Source organism: Actinoplanes xinjiangensis, assembly GCF_003148685.1.
Classification (GTDB): Bacteria; Actinomycetota; Actinomycetes; order Mycobacteriales; family Micromonosporaceae; genus Actinoplanes; species Actinoplanes xinjiangensis.
Window position 1 is genome coordinate 133,977 of the sequence record NZ_QGGR01000003.1, and the last position, 16,396, is coordinate 150,372.

The following is a 16,396-nucleotide window of genomic DNA, read 5'->3' on the forward strand; positions in this document are numbered from 1 at the left end:
CCGCATGACGGACTTCCACCTGGCCCAGATGAACGTTGCCAAGCTCCGCGCCCCGGAGGGGGATCCCCTGGTCGCCGAGTTCACCGCCGGCGTCGACCTGATGAACGAACTGGCCGACCGCTCCCCCGGCTTCATCTGGCGGCTCAAGGAGGAGGACGTCGACCTGGAAGCGCTCGGGATCGCCCCCGCACCACCCGAGATGATCGCCACGATGTCGGTCTGGGAGTCCCTGGAGGCGCTGCGGGGATACGTCTACCACTCCACCCACCTCGACTACCTGCGCCGCCGCCGGGAGTGGTTCGTCCCGGGCGAGTCCGCGATGGTCCTGTGGTGGGTGGAGGCCGGCCGCATCCCGACCCTGCGGGACGGTCTCCAGCGTCTGGCGCTGCTCGGTGCGGAGGGCCCCGGACCGCGCGCGTTCACGTTCCGGCAGCCGTTCCCCGCGCCCGTGCTCAGTCGACCCTGAGGGCCGCCAGCGACTCCTCCAGCTCGTCCGGCTTGATCAGCACGTCGCGGGCCTTCGAGCCCTCGGACGGCCCGACGATGCCGCGGGTCTCCATCAGGTCCATCAGGCGGCCCGCCTTCGCGAAACCCACCCGCAGCTTGCGCTGAAGCATCGAGGTCGAGCCGAACTGGCTGGTCACCACCAGCTCGATCGCCTGGATGAGCAGCGCCAGGTCGTCGCCGATCTCCTCGTCGATGTCCTTCTTCTTGCTCTGCGGGACCTCGGTGACGTCCTCGCGGAACTCCGGTTCGCGCTGATCCTTGCAGAACTTGACGACCGCCGCGATCTCCGACTCGTCGACCCAGGCACCCTGGATGCGGGTCGGCTTGGAGGCACCCATCGGCAGGAAGAGGCCGTCGCCCCGGCCGAGCAGCTTCTCCGCGCCCGGCTGATCCAGGATGACCCGGGAGTCGGCCAGCGAGGACGTGGCGAAGGCCAGCCGGGACGGCACGTTCGCCTTGATCAGGCCGGTGACCACGTCGACCGACGGGCGCTGGGTGGCCAGCACCAGGTGGATGCCGGCGGCACGGGCCAACTGGGTGATCCGGACGACCGAGTCCTCCACGTCGCGCGGCGCGACCATCATCAGGTCGGCCAGCTCGTCGATGATCACCAGCAGGTACGGGTACGGCTTCATCTCCCGCTCGACGCCCGGCGGCGCGGTGATCTCGCCACTGCGGACCTTGCGGTTGAAGTCGTCGATGTGCCGGACCCCGTTGGCGGCGAGGTCGTCGTAGCGCATGTCCATCTCGCGGACCACCCACTCCAGGGCGTCCGCGGCCTTCTTCGGGTTCGTGATGATCGGTGTGACCAGGTGCGGGATGCCCTCGTAGGCGGTCATCTCCACCCGCTTGGGGTCGACCAGGAGCAGCCGTACCTCATCCGGGGTCGATCTGGTCAGGATCGACACCAGCAGCGAGTTGAGGCAGGAGCTCTTGCCGGCACCGGTCGCGCCGGCGATCAGGATGTGCGGCATCTTGGCCAGGTTCGCCACCACGAAGCCGCCCTCGATGTCCTTGCCGAGCGCCACCACCATCGGGTGGTGGTCGGAGGCCGCCGCCCGGGAGCGCAGCACGTCGCCGAGCGACACGTTCTCCGGGTCGGTGTTCGGGATCTCCACGCCGACCGCGCTCTTGCCCGGGATCGGGCTGAGGATCCGCACGTCCGGCGACTTCACCGCGTAGGCGATGTTGCGGGAGAGCTGGGTGATCCGCTCCACCTTGGTGCCCGGGCCGATCTCCACCTCGTAGCGGGTGACGGTCGGGCCACGGGTGAAGCCGGTGACGACGGCGTCCACGTTGAACTGCTCGAACACGCCGGTGAGCGCGGCCATGATCTCGTCGTTGGCGCGGCTGCGGGCCTTCGCCGGCGCGCCGACGGCGAGAATGCTCGACGGCGGCAGGCGGTAGTCGCCCTTGACCGCCGAGATCTCCAGCTGCTCGGCCCGGGTGGGCGGCATCGGCGAGTGCTCGGGCGGCGGCTTCTTACGGGTCTTCGGCAGCTTCGGCAGGGCCACCGTGTCGTGCAGGATGATCTCTTCGTCGAAGTCGTCCGGCGCTTCGCCGGCCGGCGGCACGACCTCGGCCTGTGACGCCTGCCGCCGCCGGGCCGGGCGCCGCGGCTTCGCGGGCTCCTCCTCCAGGATCTCGTCCAGGTCCACATCCACGTCGGGCTCCGGAATCGGACGCTCCGTGTGCCGGCCGGAACGGCCGGAGACCAGGTCGAGCAGGAGCGCGACACGCTCCGGGATCCTGGCGATCGGCGTCGCGGTGACCACCAGCAGACCGAAGGCGAAGAGCAGCAGCAGCAGGGGTACGGCCACCCAGTCGGTCACCGCACGTTCGAGCAGGCCGCCGATCCCGAATCCCAGCAGACCGCCCGCCTGGTCGACGGTGGGGTTGTCGGACCGCGGGCCGGAGATGTGCAGCAGCGCCGCGGTGGCCACGATGATCGCCGTCCAGCCGACCAGCGTGCGCCCGCGGTGCTCCGGGTCGACCGGCTGGCGCATCAACCGGATCGAGCCGTAGAAGAGCAGCAGCGGCAGGAGCACCGCCAGGCTGCCGAGGAACAGGCGCACCATGTCGGCGACCCAGAGGCCGACCGGTCCGGCGCTGCCCGCCCAGACCGCCACCGCGCTCAGGATGGCGACGCCGAGCAGCAACAGGCCGGCACCGTCACGCCGGTGCTCGGGTCCGATCGACCGGGCGCTGGCCGCCTGCCGGCCGGCGCCCCGGGCCAGCCAGCCGACGCCGCCGGCCACACCGAGCCAGAGACTGCCGAGGCCGCGAGTGATGCCGGGGCCGACGGCGGGCGGTGATTTGCGGACAGCGGGTCTCCGGGCGGCCGGTTTGCGTGCGGCCGCCTTGCCGGTGGTCTTACCGGTCGCCTTACGTGCTGCCGGTTGCCGGGCGCGGTTGACCGCCGCGCCCCGAGTCGTGGACGCGGCGCGGCTCCGGCCCGCCGGAGGAGTTCGGCCCGCCATGGATGTCACCGTAGCGGTGCTGGGCCGATCCGCCGAGAAGGCGCACCGCGACTGCGTTTCACTTTCCCGGCATTTACCATCGTAAGGTGCAGCCTCTCAGCAACGACTTGATCAAGGCCGCCCTGGACAAGCGCGGCTTCGCATACTTCGTCGATGCCGACGGCGATATCGCCGGCAACTTCCAGGGCAATCTCATCTACTTCTTCCGCCTCGGCCAGCGGCAGGAGATCCTCCAGGTACGAGCCATGATGCAGCACGTGTTCTCGGTCGAGGCCGTGCCGAAGCTCTACGAGTTCTGCAACACGTGGAACCGGGACCAGCTGTGGCCGAAAGCCTACGTGCAGGTCACCGACGACGGACAGGCCATCGTGGTGGGCGAGGTGACGACCGACTGGGAGCACGGCGCCACCCTCGAGCAGATCGACCAGGTGATCCTCTGCGGCGTGGCGACCGGCTGCCGGCTCGGCGAGGCGCTCGGCGAACTGAAATCGGGGCCCTCACGCACCGCGTGAGAACCCCGATCCTGGTCGCCGGGTTCGGGCCTCCGGGCCCGGCGGCGGGACCGGTCCGGGCGGCTTCCCCGCCCGGACCGTCCCCGGTCTGCCGTTACTGGACGTTGAAGCCCAGGCTGTACGCGCCGGTGCCGGAGGTGGCCACGACGACGTAGCGGTAGGTGCCGGACTGACCGCTGAAGGACAGCGTCTTGTCGCCGGTGCCGGTGGCCTGCGCCACGTTACGGAACTGGCCACGGCTGTTCGCCTGCTGGAGAACCAGGTCGAAGTCGGCGCCCTCCGGGGCGTCCAGGCAGGCGGTGTGCGCACCGGCGCGGGCCCGGTAGGCCCCGCCGTTCGGCTGCGCCTGCGCCTGACCGGCCCGGTTGATCGTGCCGTCGCGCTGGACCGGGAGAGCGTCACACGACGACGTCTCCGCACCCTCCTCCGCCGGCGGCGTGGTCGCCTCGGCGCCACCCCCGCCCTCGGTGGTGACCAGCGTCAGGTTCTCGGCCGCCAGGATCTCGTTGAGCGGCTGGAAGAACGTCTCGCCACCGGCCGTGCAGTCGCCGGAACCGCCCGAGGTCACACCCTGGGCCTGGTCACCGGAGAGCCACGGGCCGCCGGAGTCACCGCCCTCGGCGCAGACGTCGGTACGGGTCAGGCCGGTGACCTGGCCCTCCGGGTACTGGACCGTCTGGTTCTTGGCCAGGACCGTGCCGCAGAACGTGCCGGTCGTCGAGCCGGAACGGCAGATCGCCGCGCCGACCGGGGCCTCGGTGTTGCCGGCCACCGGCAGCTCGTTGCCCTCGAAGTCGTTGACCACCGGACGCGGGGTCCAGTCGTCGTTCACCGCGACGAAGCCCATGTCGGCGGTACCCGGGAAGACCGAGAACTCGACGGTGCCCTGCGCCTCGTTGTTGAACCCGGTGGTCGCGGTCCCCTCCGCGCCGCAGTGACCGGCCGTGACGAAACCGGTCGTCACCGAGAAGCCGACCGAGCAGCGGGCCTGGCCGCCACCGACGTTGATGAAGTACGGGTCCGCGCCGCGCACGTCGAACAGCGGCTTCGGTTGCGCGTCGCTGATCTTCACGGTCACCGCATCGGTGGAGAGGCCGGCCCGCCGGGCGACGGCGAGTGCACCGGCCTTCTCTCCGGGCCGGGCGACCACGACCACCTTGTTGGTGGGCACGTCGACATACCAGCCGGTCAGGCCCTCGGCCTTCGCCGCGGCCGTGTCCAGCCTGGTCTTCAAGGCGTCCAGCTCGGCTTCGCTCCGCTTGACCAGCACCGGTACGGCACCGGCGGCCTTCACCGCCGACGCCGCGTCGGAGTCGGTCACCGCGACCTTGAGCGTGGTGCCGTCGGACGCGAGCCAGGCACCACCGAAGTCCTCGCCGGTCTGCGCGGCCAGGGTCGCCGAGACGCCGCCCGCCCATTCCGAGCGGGCCAGCCGGTTGGCCGCCTGTTCACTGTTGAGACCGAGGTCACGCTTCATGGCCGAGAGCAGCTCCGGGGACAGTCCCCCCGGAGTGCTGCTCGCGGCCTTCGACCCGTTGGTCTCTTCGGTTCCGGCCAGCGATGGAAGGGTGAAGGCGACAGCCGCCGCACCCGCCACCGCCACAACCGCCCCTACGGCGATCGCACTGCGCTGCATCTGGAGAACTCCCTCCGCCACGGGTGCCGTGGGGGCGGCACCGTGCCAGGGAGTACGCAGCTCGACCCAAGATGGTTGAAACGGACGCGTGATCCTTATGGATTCATAGGAATCTCAGACTTCGACGACCGTCGGGACGATCATCGGCCGCCGCCGATAGGCGTCGTTCACCCAGCGGCCCACCGTCCGCCGCACCACCTGTTGCAGCTGGTGAGGATCGGTGATGCCGTCCTCGGCCGAGCGGTGCAGGGCCGCGGTCAACAGCGGGACGACCGGGTTGAACGCCTCCGGGTCCTCGGAGAAACCCTTCGCCGAGATGACCGGCTCACCGACCACCTTTCCGGTCACCGAGTCGATGACCACCGTGGCCGCGATGAACCCGCCGTCGCCGAGGATCCGGCGTTCGGTGAGCAGCGACTCGCTGACGTCGCCGACCGCGAGACCGTCCACGTAGACATACCGGCTCTTCACCCGGCCGACCACGCGGGCGTGACCCTCGACCAGGTCGACGACGTCACCGTCCTCACAGAGCACCACCCGGTCCGGGGCCACCCCGGTCTCGATGCCGAGCTGGGCGTGCGCCCGCAGATGCCGCCACTCGCCGTGCACCGGCATCAGGTTGCTCGGCCGGGTCACGTTGAGCAGATAGCGCAGCTCGCCGGCGGGGGCGTGCCCGGAGACGTGCACCTTCGCCGTCTCCTTGTGGATGACCGTGGCACCGGCCCGGGACAGCTGGTTGATCACCCGGTAGACCGAGGTCTCGTTGCCCGGCACCAGCGAACTGGCCAGCACGACGGTGTCACCGGAGGCGATGGTGATGTGCCGGTGGTCGCCGGTCGACATCCGCCCGAGCGCACTCATCGGCTCGCCCTGCGACCCGGTGGACATGAAGACGATCTCGTCCGGCGGCAGGTGGGTGGCCTCGTCCAGGCCGACCAGCAGACCGTCCGGAATACGCAGCAGGCCCAGGTCACGGGCGATGCCCATGTTGCGGACCATGGACCGGCCGATCAGTGCGACCTTCCGGTCGAACTCCCAGGCGGCGTCCATCACCTGCTGCACGCGGTGCACGTGCGAGGCGAAGCTGGCCACGATGATCCGGCCGCGGGCCTTGCCGAAGATCGAGCTGAGCACCGGGCCGATGTCGCGCTCCGGTGTGACGAACCCGGGGACCTCGGCGTTCGTCGAGTCGGACAGCAGCAGGTCGACGCCCTCGGCACCGAGCCGGGCGAACCCGGCCAGGTCGGTGATCCGGCCGTCCAGCGGCACCTGGTCCATCTTGAAGTCACCGGTGTGCAGGACCAGACCCGCGGGGGTACGCACGGCGACCGCCAGCGCGTCCGGGATCGAGTGGTTCACGGCGAAGAACTCGCACTCGAACGGGCCGAGCCGCTCCACACCGCCCTCGCGGACGGTCAAGGTGTACGGGTCGAGCCTGCGCTCCGCCAGTTTCGCCTCGACCAGCGCGAGCGTGAACTCGGAACCGACCAGCGGGATGTCCGGCTTGTGGGCCAGCAGGTACGGCACCGCACCGATGTGATCCTCATGACCGTGGGTCAGCACGATCGCCTGAACGTCCTCCAGCCGGTCCAGGATCGGCGCGAAGTCGGGCAGGATCAGGTCGACGCCGGGCTGCTCGACGTCGGGGAAGAGCACCCCGCAGTCGACGACAAGTAGTTTTCCGTCGTACTCGAAGACCGTCATGTTGCGGCCGATGGCGCCGAGCCCACCGAGCGGGATGACGCGCAGGGCGCCCTCCGGCAGCGGCGGCGGCGGACCCAGCTCCACGTGAGCGTTAGTCATTCGCCTCTTCCTGTCAGAGCACGATGCCGGCCGCGGCGGCGTCCTGGCGCAATTGATGCAATTCCTCACCGGTCGCGTCGACCAGTGGCGAGCGGACCTGCCCGGCAGGCAGCCCGAGCGCCCCCAGGCCGGCCTTGACCAGCATGACCCCCTGTGTCCGGAAGATGCCGGTGAACAGGGGTAGAGCCTTACGGTGCAGGGTCAGCGCGGCCGCCGCGTCGCCCCGCTCCCACGCCTCGATCATCTCTTTGGCGAGTGCACCGGTGAAATGCGTCGAGGTGCCCACCAGGCCGACCCCACCGATCGCGAGCAGCGGCAGGGTGGCCGCGTCGTCCCCGGAGTAGTAGGCCAGATCGGTACGGGCCAGCACGTGCGAGCTGGCGACCAGGTCGCCCTTGGCGTCCTTGACCGCGACGATCCGCTCGTGCTCGGCGATCCGCACCATGGTCTCGGTGGTGATCGCCGTGCCGGCCCGGTGCGGGATGTCATAGACCATGATCGGCAGGCCGGTGGCGTCGGCGACCGTGCGGAAGTGCCGCTCCACGCCCGCCTGCGGCGGCTTGCTGTAGTACGGCGTGACGACCAGCAGCCCGTGCGCCCCCGCCTTCTCCGCGGTGTGCGCCAGCTCGATGGTGTGGGCGGTGTTGTTGGTGCCCACACCCGCCAGAACCTGTGCCCTGTCCCCGACCGCCTCGATCACGGCGCGGAGCAGTTGCTCCTTCTCCGCGTCGGTGGTGGTGGGGGACTCACCGGTGGTGCCGCTGATCACGAGAGCGTCGTTGCGCTGCTCGTCGACGAGGTGGGCGGCGAGCCGGGCCGCACCGTCGGTGTCCAGGGAACCGTCCGGGGTGAACGGAGTCACCATGGCGGTCAGCAGCCGACCGAAGGGCCGCGGGTCGTGCGTCATACCTGACAACCTATCGGACGCCCCGGTCAGACGTAGAAAGCGGTGAACGGCGCCCATGGGAGGTTACGCAGAATACTCCACACGCCCCACACCGACATGAATGTGATCATGACGGCCGGACTGATCGAGAGCTCCGGCAGCTTCCACCGGAACACCTTGCGGCCGGCCCAGGCCACATAGAGATAGATCAGGAACGGCACGACGAAGACGAACAGCAGGTGGTGGCGGGCCGCCGCGGGCAGATCGCCGTGCAGCAGGAACCACGCGGCCCGGGTCCCGCCGCACCCCGGGCAGACGAAGCCGGTCAGATATTTGAGCAGGCACGACGGCGGCTCACCGGCCTCGGCCGTGGCCGGGTCGCTGATCATCGTGTAGCCCACCGCGGCGCCCGCGCAGGCCAGCACCGCGAACGGCGCCAGCCAGATCGGCGAGCGGGACGCGACCCGGTTGACGAGCCGGGTGATCCGGTCGGGCTCGGGCCGCTGGTAATACTGAAACCACTCGGGCGGGACCGCGGGACCCTGGACCGGCTGGTCGGCGAGCCAGGAGGGCAGCTCGGCAACGCTCATGACCGCCACGCTACACCCGGGGCGCCCGCGCTCCTCGGGCCGTGCGCCCGCCGCCGGGGCACTCCTCGGCCCGGTGCGCCCGCCGCCGGGGCACTCATCCCGCAGTGCCCGCCGCCGGGGCACTCATCGGGCGGCGCCAGCCCGCAGCGCGCTCGCCAGCGGGGCGGTGAAGTCACCGCGTTCCGGCAGCGTGACCGTGTGCAGGCCCAGCCAGCCGGCCAGCCGCGACAGCTCGGCCGCGAGCGCGGGGGCGGTCTCCTCCGGGTCGGCGCCCGGCTCCAGCCAGGCCGCCGGGATCTGCAACTCCCCGGTCCGCCGGTCGGCCTTCAGATCGACCCGGGCGGCGAACCGGTCGCCGAGCAGGAACGGGAGCACGTAATAGCCATACAGCCGCTGGGGTTTCGGCACGTAGATCTCGATCCGGTAGGTCATCCCGAACAGCCGCTCGGTGCGGGCCCGCTCCCAGATCAGCGGATCGAACGGGCTGACCAGGGTGGCCGCCGACACCCGGCGGGGCAGGCGCGCCTCGTGATGCAGCCAGGCCGACTTCCACCCCGCGACCGTCACCGGGCGCAGCACCCCGGCCTCGGCCAGCTCGGCGATCGCCGTCCGGCAGGGCTGCACCGGGAGCCGGAAGTAGTCACGCAGCTCCGCCTCGCCGGCCACCCCGAGCGCCCGGGCGGAGAGCTCCACCAGGGCGCGGAACGCCTCCTCCGGCGACGGGTCGGGCGCGGCCAGCACGGCCGGCGGCAGCACCCGCCCGGGCAGGTCGTAGCGCCGGGCGAACGAGGTGGTGCGCTCGGCGGCGGTCACCTGGCCGGTGTAGAAGAGCCACTCCAGCGCCTGCTTGACGACCGACCAGTTCCACCCCCAGTGCTCCTTGGCACGCGGGGCGTCGTGCTCGATCTCGGCGGCGGTGATCGGGCCGCGGGCGCGCACCTCGTCGAGCACCCAGGCCACCAGCTGTGGCTGCTCCTCGGCGATGCGGCGCATGTTGCCCCAGGCGAACTCGTGCGCCCGGGCCATCCGCCAGCGGAACAGCGGCTGGAGGTCGGTGCGGATGAGCGACGCCTCGTGGCCCCAGAACTCGAACAGCTCGCGGGGCCTGCGGTAGGCGGCCCGCTCCAGCAGGCCCGGATCGTAGGGCCCGAGGCGGCTGTAGAGCGGCATGAAGTGCGCCCGCTGCAGGACGTTGACCGAATCCATCTGGATCAGGTGCAGTCGGCGCAGCACCCGCCGCAGGTGGCGCATGTCGGTGGCGCCACCGGGTCGGGGGTCGAGGAAGCCCTGTGCCGCCAGGGTGATCCGGCGGGCCTGGGCGACGGAGAGCGATTCGGACACGGCCACCGGGGAAGACTAGGTGACGGGTATGACAAAGTTGCCGCCATGGCACTCGGCTTCGTCCGTCCCGCCCGTCCCGAGGACGCCGCGGAGATCGCTCGCATCCAGCTCTCCACATGGCGTACCGCGTACCGGCGGATGTTCCCACCGCACGTGCTGGACAACCTGGACGAGGGCTACCTCGCCCGGGGCTGGACCGAGGCGATCACCGCGCCGCCGTCCGCCCGGCACCGGGTCCTGATCGCCGTCGAGCAGAGCGAGACCTCCGCGCACGTGGTCGGCTTCGCCGCCTCCGGGCCGGCCGACGAGCAGGCCCTGGCACCCGAGGAGAAGCCGCTGCCGGACGACGTCGCGGCCGTCACCGACCTGCTCATCGAGCCCCGCTGGGGCCGTCGCGGGCACGGCAGCCGACTGCTCGCGGCCGCGGTCGACAACTGGCGCGACGACGGTTTCCACACCGCGGTGGCCTGGGTCTACGAGGCCGACGAGGCGATGCGGAAATTCCTCGGGTCGACCGGGTGGGAGCCGGACGGGGCGGGCCGGGCCCTGGACGTCGACGACCTCCTGGTGCCGCAGCTCCGCCTGCACGTCGCGATCAACGCCGACGAGCCCGCCGCGGGCGCCTAGCCCTCCAGCAGCGGGTCCAGGCCGATGGTCAGGCCCGGCCGGGTGAGCACGCTGCGGACCGCGAGCAGCACGCCCGGCATGAACGACGACCGGTCCAGCGAGTCGTGCCGGATGGTCAGCGTCTCGCCGGTGGTGCCGAACAGCACCTCCTGGTGGGCCACCAGACCGGCGGCACGGATCGAGTGGACCCGCACCCCGTCGATGTCGGTGCCGCGGGCGCCGAGCTGCTCCTCCTTGGTGGCGTCGGGCATCGGCGGGCAGTTCGCCGCGGCCCGGGCCTCGGCGATCACCTTGGCGGTGTGCATCGAGGTGCCGCTCGGCGCGTCCAGCTTGCGCGGGTGGTGCTGCTCGATGATCTCGACCGAGTCGAAGTAACGCGCGGCACGGGCGGCGAACTGCATCATCAGCACCGCGCCGATCCCGAAGTTGGGCGCGATCAGGACGCCGACGCCCGGTTTGCCGGCCAGCCAGCCGCGCACCGTCGCCAGCCGCTGCTCGGTGAACCCGGACGTGCCGACCACCACGTGGATGCCCTGCTCGATCGCCCAGTGCAGGTTGTCCATGACCACGTCGGGGTTGGTGAAGTCGACGAGCACCTGCGCGCCGGCGTCGGAGGCCTGGAACAGCTCCTCGCCCTGGTCGATCATCGACACGAGGGCGAGGCCCTCGGCGGCGTCGACCGCCCTGCACACCTCGAGGCCCATCCGGCCCCGGGCGCCGAGAACACCGACACGAATGGATTCAGGCAGCTCAGTCACACCGTCAACTTAACGTACGGCCCGGGGCGGACCACCGCACGGAGGCCGGGCGGTGGTCTGCGCTACGCGGGTAGTTCGCCGGCCTCGAAGGGACCCACCACGGCCAGCGACAACGGCTGTGCCAGCAGCTCCGCGGCGACCGCGTGGACCTCAGCGGAGGTGACGGCGTCCACCCGGGTCAGCATCTCGTCGACCCCCATCAGGTCACCGTGCAGCAGCTCCGACTTGGCCAGCCGGCTCATCCGGGACCCGGTGTCCTCCAGGCCCAGCACGTACGACCCCTTGGTCATGCCCTTGCCCCGGGCCAGTTCCTCACCGGTGATGCCGTCGACGGCGACCCGCTCCAGCTCGATCCGGATCAGGTCGAGCACCTCCCGCGCCTTGGCCGGGGCGCACCCGGCGTAGACACCGAACAGGCCGCTGTCGGCGTACTGCCCGGCGTAGGAGTAGACCGAGTAGGCGAGGCCGCGCTTCTCCCGGATCTCCTGGAAGAGACGGCTCGACATGCCCCCGCCGAGCACGTTGTTGAGTACGCCCATGGCGAACCGGCGGTGGTCGTGCCGGCCCAGCCCGGGACCGCCCAGGACGATGTGTGCCTGCTCGGTGTCGCGGTGCAGGACGACGTCGTGGGCCTTGCGGACCCGTACCCTCCGGTCGCCGGGACGCGGTGCCGCCGGTGCCGCCGGCCCGGTGTCCAGCGGGGTGCCGGCCAGCGCCTTGCGCACCAGCCGGACCACCGTCTGGTGGTCGAGGTTCCCGGCCGCCGCGACGACGACCTCCGGAGCCGTGTACCGGCGGCGGTAGAAGCGGTTGATCTGGTCCCGGGTCATCGGGGTGATCGACTCGGGAGTGCCGGAGATCAGCCGGCCGAGCGGGTGGTCGCCGTAGATCGCCTCGGCGAAGACGTCGTGCACCTCGTCGCCGGGCTCGTCCTCGTGCATGGCGATCTCCTCGAGGATCACGCCACGTTCGGTCTCCACGTCCGCCGGGTCGAGGATCGAATCGGCCACCGCGTCGACCAGCACGTCCACCGCGAGCGACAGGTCGGCGTCGAGCACCCGCGCGTAGTAGCAGGTGTACTCCTTCGTGGTGAAGGCGTTGGTCTCGCCGCCGACCGCCTCGATCTCCGAGGAAATGTCCAGGGCGGTGCGCTTGTGGGTGCCCTTGAAGAGCAGGTGCTCCAGGAAGTGCGAGGCGCCGTGCAGCGACGGGGTCTCGTCACGGGAACCGATGCCGACCCAGATGCCGAGAGCCGCACTGCGGGTGGTCGGGATCGCCTCGGTGATGATCCGCAGGCCGCTGGGCAGGACGGTCTTCTTGACACCGTCCTGCAGGGTCCGGGTAGAAACGCGGGCCGGCCTGGTGGCCGGCCCGCGCTCGTCGTTCGCTGTCACTTAGTCGCGGCGCTCGCCGGCCGGGCGAGACCGGCGACGACGGGGCTCGCCACCGCCCTCACGGGGAGCGCGCTCCTCGCGAGGCGGCCGGTTCTCCGAGGGAGCCGCGGCGGCCGCGGGGGCCTCCTCGCCCTCGGGGCGGACCTTGTCCAGGTAGATCTTGCCGCGGGCGTCGATGTCCGCGATGGACACCTCGACCTTGTCGCCGACGTTGAGGAAGTCCTCGACCTTGTCGACCCGCTTGCCGTCGCCCACCTTGGAGATGTGCAGCAGACCGTCACGGCCGGGCAGCAGCGAGATGAAGGCGCCGAACGCGGCGGTCTTCACCACGGTGCCGAGGAACTTGTCACCCATCTTCGGCAGGGTCGGGTTGGCGATCGCGTTGATCCGCTCGACGGCGGCCTCGGCGGCCGGGCCGTTGGTCGCACCGACGTAGATCGTGCCGTCGTCCTCGATGGAGATGTCGGCGCCGGTCTCGTCCTGGATCGCGTTGATGGTCTGGCCCTTCGGGCCGATCACCATGCCGATCTTGTCGACCGGGATCTTGACGGTGGTGACCCGCGGGGCGTGCTCGCTCATCGCGGCCGGGCCCTCGATCGCCTCGGTCATGACCGCGAGGATCGTGGCGCGGGCCTCGTGCGCCTGCTGAAGCGCGCCGGCCAGCACGTCCGACGGGATGCCGTCGAGCTTGGTGTCCAGCTGGAGGGCGGTGACGAACTCCGCCGTACCGGCGACCTTGAAGTCCATGTCACCGAACGCGTCCTCGGCGCCGAGGATGTCGGTCAGCGCGATGTACGACGTCTTGCCGTCGACCTCGTCCGAGATCAGGCCCATCGCGATACCGGCGACCGGAGCCTTCAGCGGCACACCGGCGGAGAGCAGGGCCAGCGTCGAGGCGCAGACCGAGCCCATGCTCGTCGAACCGTTCGAGCTGAGGGCCTCGGAGACCTGCCGGATCGCGTAGGGGAACTCCTCACGCGACGGCAGCACCGGCACCAGCGCCCGCTCGGCGAGCGCGCCGTGACCGATCTCGCGGCGCTTCGGCGAACCGACCCGGCCGGTCTCACCGGTCGAGTACGGCGGGAAGTTGTAGTTGTGCATGTAGCGCTTGGTCTTCTCGGGGGCGAGAGTGTCCAGCGACTGCTCGAGGCGGAGCATGTTGAGGGTGGTCACGCCCAGGATCTGGGTCTCGCCACGCTCGAACAGCGCCGAACCGTGCACCCGCGGCAGCACGCCGACCATCGCGCTCAGGCCACGGATGTCACGCGGACCGCGGCCGTCGATGCGGATCTGCTCGCGCAGGACCCGCTGGCGCACCTCGGACTTGGTGACCGAGCGGAACGCCGCGCTGATCTCCTTCTCCCGGCCCTCGAACCGCTCGTCGAGCAGCTCGTGCGCCTTCGCCTTGACCAGGTCGAGGGCTTCCTCGCGCTCCTGCTTGCCGGCGATCTTCAGCGCCTCGGCGGTCTCCTCGCGGACGGCCTCCGAGACGGCCGAGTAGACGTCGTCCTGGTAGTCCAGGAAGACCGGGAACTCGGCGACCGGCTTGGCGGCGATCTCGGCCAGCTCGCTCTGCGCGCGGCACAGCTCACGGATCGCGGGCTTGGCGGCCTCCAGGCCGCTGGCCACGACCTCCTCGGTCGGAGCGGCGGCACCGGCCGAGATCAGCTTGATCGCGTGTGGGGTGGCCTCGGCCTCGACCATCATGATCGCGACGTCGCCGTCGGCCAGGACACGGCCGGCCACCACCATGTCGAAGGTGGCCCGCTCGAGCTCCTCGAGGGTCGGGAAGGCGACCCACTGGCCCTCGACGTGAGCGACCCGGGTCGAGCCGACCGGGCCACTGAACGGCAGGCCGGAGAGCTTGGTGGACATCGAGGCCGCGTTCATGGCGACGACGTCGTACGGGTGCTGCGGGTCGAGCGCCAGGATCGTCTCGACGACCTGGACCTCGTTGCGCAGGCCCTTGGTGAACGACGGGCGCAGCGGCCGGTCGATCAGGCGGCAGGTGAGGATGGCGTCCTCGGACGGACGGCCCTCACGCCGGAAGAACGAGCCGGGGATGCGACCGGCGGCGTACATCCGCTCCTCGACGTCGACGGTCAGCGGGAAGAAGTCGAAGTGGTCCTTCGGCTGCTTGCCGGCGGTCGTCGCGGAGAGGACGGTGGTGTCGCCCAGCTGGACGATCACGGAGCCGGCGGCCTGCTGTGCGAGGCGGCCGACCCGGAACACGATCTCGCGGGTGCCGAACGAACCGTTGTCGATGACGGCCGTACGGGATTCGTTGCCGAGAGCGTTGTTCTGCTCTGTCATGAAGTGCGGTACTCCTTCGTCGTGGACCCGGCGGTCTACAGCGCGGTGCAGTGAGCCGGTCTTCGATCGAAGTGCCCAGGGATGACACCTGGGAACCACTACCGAGGACCGGTGCTGACGGGTTGCGACCCGCGCGGGTCCGTGGGGTGAAAATCAGGGGAGCGACCGAAGCCGCTCCCCCGGCAAAACTAGCGGCGCAGGCCGAGACGCTCGATGAGCGTCCGGTAGCGCGCGATGTCCTTCTTCTGAACGTAGTTCAGCAGGCGGCGGCGCTGACCGACCAGCAGCAGCAGACCACGACGGCTGTGGTGGTCGTGCTTGTGCAGCTTGAGGTGCTCGGTCAGGTCGGCGATCCGCTTGGTCAGCATCGCGACCTGAACCTCGGGCGAACCGGTGTCGCCGTCCTTGGTCGCGTACTCGCCCATGATCTTGTTCTTGGTCTCTTGATCGAGCGCCATGTTCTCCGAAATTCTGTGTTGCCGATTTCACGGTTACCCCGCGACCCGCGGCGTCGGGCAGGTAGGCGGGACCGGTGTCGGATATTCCAACGACCGTTCAACCCTACCAGGGGGTCAACCGAGCAACACCCGGGTCTCTGCGACGTCGGCCTCGATCTGGGCGATCAGCGGTTCGATGGCGTCGTATTTACGCTGCTCACGCAGGTGGGCGACGAAATCGAGGCTCACCCGCTCGCCATACAGGTCGCCGGCGAAATCCAGCACGTACGCCTCCACACGGCGCTCCCGCCCGGAGAATGTGGGATTGGTGCCGATCGAAACGCTGGCCGGCAATCGTGCGCCGTTCTCCCCGCCACGGGTCAGCCAGGCGGCATAGATACCGTCGGCCGGCACCGCCGCATAGCGGTGCGTCATCAGGTTGGCCGTCGGATAACCCAGCTCGCGGCCGCGCTGATCACCGCGGACCACCACACCAGCGAGGCGGTGCGGACGGCCGAGCGCGGCGGCCGCGGCCCGCACGTCCCCGGCGTCGACACAACTGCGGATGTACGTCGAGGAGAACACCAGCCCGTCCTCGGCCACCAGCGGGGCGTCCTCGACGGTGAAGCCGAACGTGCGCCCGAGCGACTCCAGCATCTCCACGTCACCGGCCGCCCGGTGCCCGAACCGGAAGTTGTCGCCGACCACCACGGCCGCGGTGTGCAGCGACTCGACCAGCACGTCGTGCACGAACTCGCTCGGCGTCAACTGGGAGAAGGCCGGGGTGAACGGCACCACGCACAGCGCGTCCACGCCGAGCGCCTCGATCAGCTCGGCCTTGCGCACCGGCTCGGTCAGCACCGCCGGGTGCGAGCCGGGGCGCACCACCTCGGCCGGGTGCGGGTCGAAGGTCATCACCACCGACTGCAGACCGGAGTCACGGGCACGCTTCACGGCGTGCCCGATGATCGCCTGGTGGCCACGGTGCACCCCGTCGAAGACACCGATCGTCACGACCGACCGGCCCCACCCGGACGGGATCGCCTCGAATCCCCGCCATCGCTGCATCGAACGCTCCTCCGCCGATAATGCCCGGCCCTAGCGTATCGATC

14 protein-coding genes are annotated in these 16,396 nt (G+C 70.5%); 3 read left to right on the forward strand and 11 right to left on the reverse strand.

Going from position 1 to position 16,396, the window contains the following annotated elements; genetic code table 11:
- Positions 1-4 precede the first annotated feature (4 nt).
- The gene (locus BC793_RS07545) at positions 5-466 is read left to right on the forward strand and encodes a DUF3291 domain-containing protein (protein ID WP_109590663.1); all 462 of its coding nucleotides are present in this window, start codon (positions 5-7) and stop codon (positions 464-466) included.
- Here BC793_RS07545 and BC793_RS07550 read toward each other — a convergent pair.
- Complete coding sequence (locus BC793_RS07550; protein WP_109590665.1) at positions 453-2,987, reverse strand: DNA translocase FtsK; 2,535 nt, start codon at positions 2,985-2,987, stop codon at positions 453-455. The two genes, BC793_RS07545 and BC793_RS07550, sit on opposite strands and share 14 nt — an antisense overlap.
- Positions 2,988-3,073: 86 nt before the next feature.
- On the opposite strand from BC793_RS07550, the gene BC793_RS07555 reads away from it, so the two are divergent.
- The gene (locus BC793_RS07555; protein WP_109590667.1) at positions 3,074-3,499 is read left to right on the forward strand and encodes a YbjN domain-containing protein; all 426 of its coding nucleotides are present in this window, start codon (positions 3,074-3,076) and stop codon (positions 3,497-3,499) included.
- 94 nt (positions 3,500-3,593) lie between these two features.
- Here BC793_RS07555 and BC793_RS07560 read toward each other — a convergent pair whose 3' ends face one another.
- From BC793_RS07560 to BC793_RS07580, 5 genes are all read right to left on the reverse strand, one after another.
- Complete coding sequence (locus BC793_RS07560; RefSeq protein WP_109590669.1) at positions 3,594-5,135, reverse strand: S1 family peptidase; 1,542 nt, start codon at positions 5,133-5,135, stop codon at positions 3,594-3,596.
- Between the two features lie 114 nt (positions 5,136-5,249).
- On the reverse strand, positions 5,250-6,938 hold the full coding sequence (locus BC793_RS07565) for a ribonuclease J (protein ID WP_109590671.1): 1,689 nt from the start codon (positions 6,936-6,938) through the stop codon (positions 5,250-5,252).
- Positions 6,939-6,951: 13 nt separating this feature from the next.
- Positions 6,952-7,845: a 4-hydroxy-tetrahydrodipicolinate synthase gene (gene dapA, locus BC793_RS07570; protein ID WP_109590673.1), complete on the reverse strand. Its 894-nt coding sequence runs from the start codon at positions 7,843-7,845 to the stop codon at positions 6,952-6,954.
- A 26-nt stretch (positions 7,846-7,871) separates the two neighbouring features.
- Positions 7,872-8,414, reverse strand: a complete 543-nt coding sequence (locus tag BC793_RS07575) for a DUF2752 domain-containing protein (RefSeq protein ID WP_109591447.1) — start codon at positions 8,412-8,414, stop codon at positions 7,872-7,874.
- 123 nt (positions 8,415-8,537) lie between these two features.
- The gene (locus BC793_RS07580) at positions 8,538-9,761 is read right to left on the reverse strand and encodes a winged helix-turn-helix domain-containing protein (protein WP_109590675.1); all 1,224 of its coding nucleotides are present in this window, start codon (positions 9,759-9,761) and stop codon (positions 8,538-8,540) included.
- A 39-nt stretch (positions 9,762-9,800) separates the two neighbouring features.
- Here BC793_RS07580 and BC793_RS07585 point away from each other — a divergent pair, with 39 nt between their 5' ends.
- Positions 9,801-10,382, forward strand: coding sequence for a GNAT family N-acetyltransferase (locus tag BC793_RS07585; RefSeq protein WP_109590677.1), 582 nt, complete (start codon positions 9,801-9,803; stop codon positions 10,380-10,382).
- Here BC793_RS07585 and dapB read toward each other — a convergent pair.
- The 5 genes from dapB to BC793_RS07610 form a co-directional block, all read right to left on the reverse strand.
- Entirely contained in the window at positions 10,379-11,140 is a 762-nt protein-coding gene (gene dapB, locus BC793_RS07590; protein WP_109590679.1) for a 4-hydroxy-tetrahydrodipicolinate reductase, read from the reverse strand. The two genes, BC793_RS07585 and dapB, sit on opposite strands and share 4 nt — an antisense overlap.
- Positions 11,141-11,202: 62 nt before the next feature.
- Positions 11,203-12,534 (reverse strand): M16 family metallopeptidase, encoded by a 1,332-nt coding sequence (locus BC793_RS07595; protein ID WP_109590681.1) that lies wholly within the window; start codon positions 12,532-12,534, stop codon positions 11,203-11,205.
- Positions 12,535-14,847 (reverse strand): polyribonucleotide nucleotidyltransferase, encoded by a 2,313-nt coding sequence (locus BC793_RS07600; RefSeq protein ID WP_109590683.1) that lies wholly within the window; start codon positions 14,845-14,847, stop codon positions 12,535-12,537.
- Positions 14,848-15,035: 188 nt separating this feature from the next.
- Positions 15,036-15,305: a 30S ribosomal protein S15 gene (gene rpsO / locus BC793_RS07605; RefSeq protein WP_092553700.1), complete on the reverse strand. Its 270-nt coding sequence runs from the start codon at positions 15,303-15,305 to the stop codon at positions 15,036-15,038.
- A 114-nt stretch (positions 15,306-15,419) separates the two neighbouring features.
- A complete protein-coding gene (locus BC793_RS07610; protein WP_109590684.1) occupies positions 15,420-16,352 on the reverse strand; it encodes a bifunctional riboflavin kinase/FAD synthetase in 933 nt (310 codons plus the stop codon).
- Positions 16,353-16,396 lie beyond the last annotated feature (44 nt).

What these genes read in the sequence shown, in the direction of transcription:
- BC793_RS07610 (WP_109590684.1), bottom strand. Translation starts at nt 16,352, where the DNA reads ATGCAGCGATGGCGGGGATTCGAGGCGATCCCGTCCGGGTGGGGCCGG.
- BC793_RS07575 (WP_109591447.1), bottom strand. Translation starts at nt 8,414, where the DNA reads ATGAGCGTTGCCGAGCTGCCCTCCTGGCTCGCCGACCAGCCGGTCCAG.
- BC793_RS07550 (WP_109590665.1), bottom strand. Translation starts at nt 2,987, where the DNA reads ATGGCGGGCCGAACTCCTCCGGCGGGCCGGAGCCGCGCCGCGTCCACG.
- rpsO (WP_092553700.1), bottom strand. Translation starts at nt 15,305, where the DNA reads ATGGCGCTCGATCAAGAGACCAAGAACAAGATCATGGGCGAGTACGCG.
- BC793_RS07560 (WP_109590669.1), bottom strand. Translation starts at nt 5,135, where the DNA reads ATGCAGCGCAGTGCGATCGCCGTAGGGGCGGTTGTGGCGGTGGCGGGT.
- dapA (WP_109590673.1), bottom strand. Translation starts at nt 7,845, where the DNA reads ATGACGCACGACCCGCGGCCCTTCGGTCGGCTGCTGACCGCCATGGTG.
- BC793_RS07545 (WP_109590663.1), top strand. Translation starts at nt 5, where the DNA reads ATGACGGACTTCCACCTGGCCCAGATGAACGTTGCCAAGCTCCGCGCC.
- BC793_RS07565 (WP_109590671.1), bottom strand. Translation starts at nt 6,938, where the DNA reads ATGACTAACGCTCACGTGGAGCTGGGTCCGCCGCCGCCGCTGCCGGAG.
- BC793_RS07600 (WP_109590683.1), bottom strand. Translation starts at nt 14,847, where the DNA reads ATGACAGAGCAGAACAACGCTCTCGGCAACGAATCCCGTACGGCCGTC.
- BC793_RS07585 (WP_109590677.1), top strand. Translation starts at nt 9,801, where the DNA reads ATGGCACTCGGCTTCGTCCGTCCCGCCCGTCCCGAGGACGCCGCGGAG.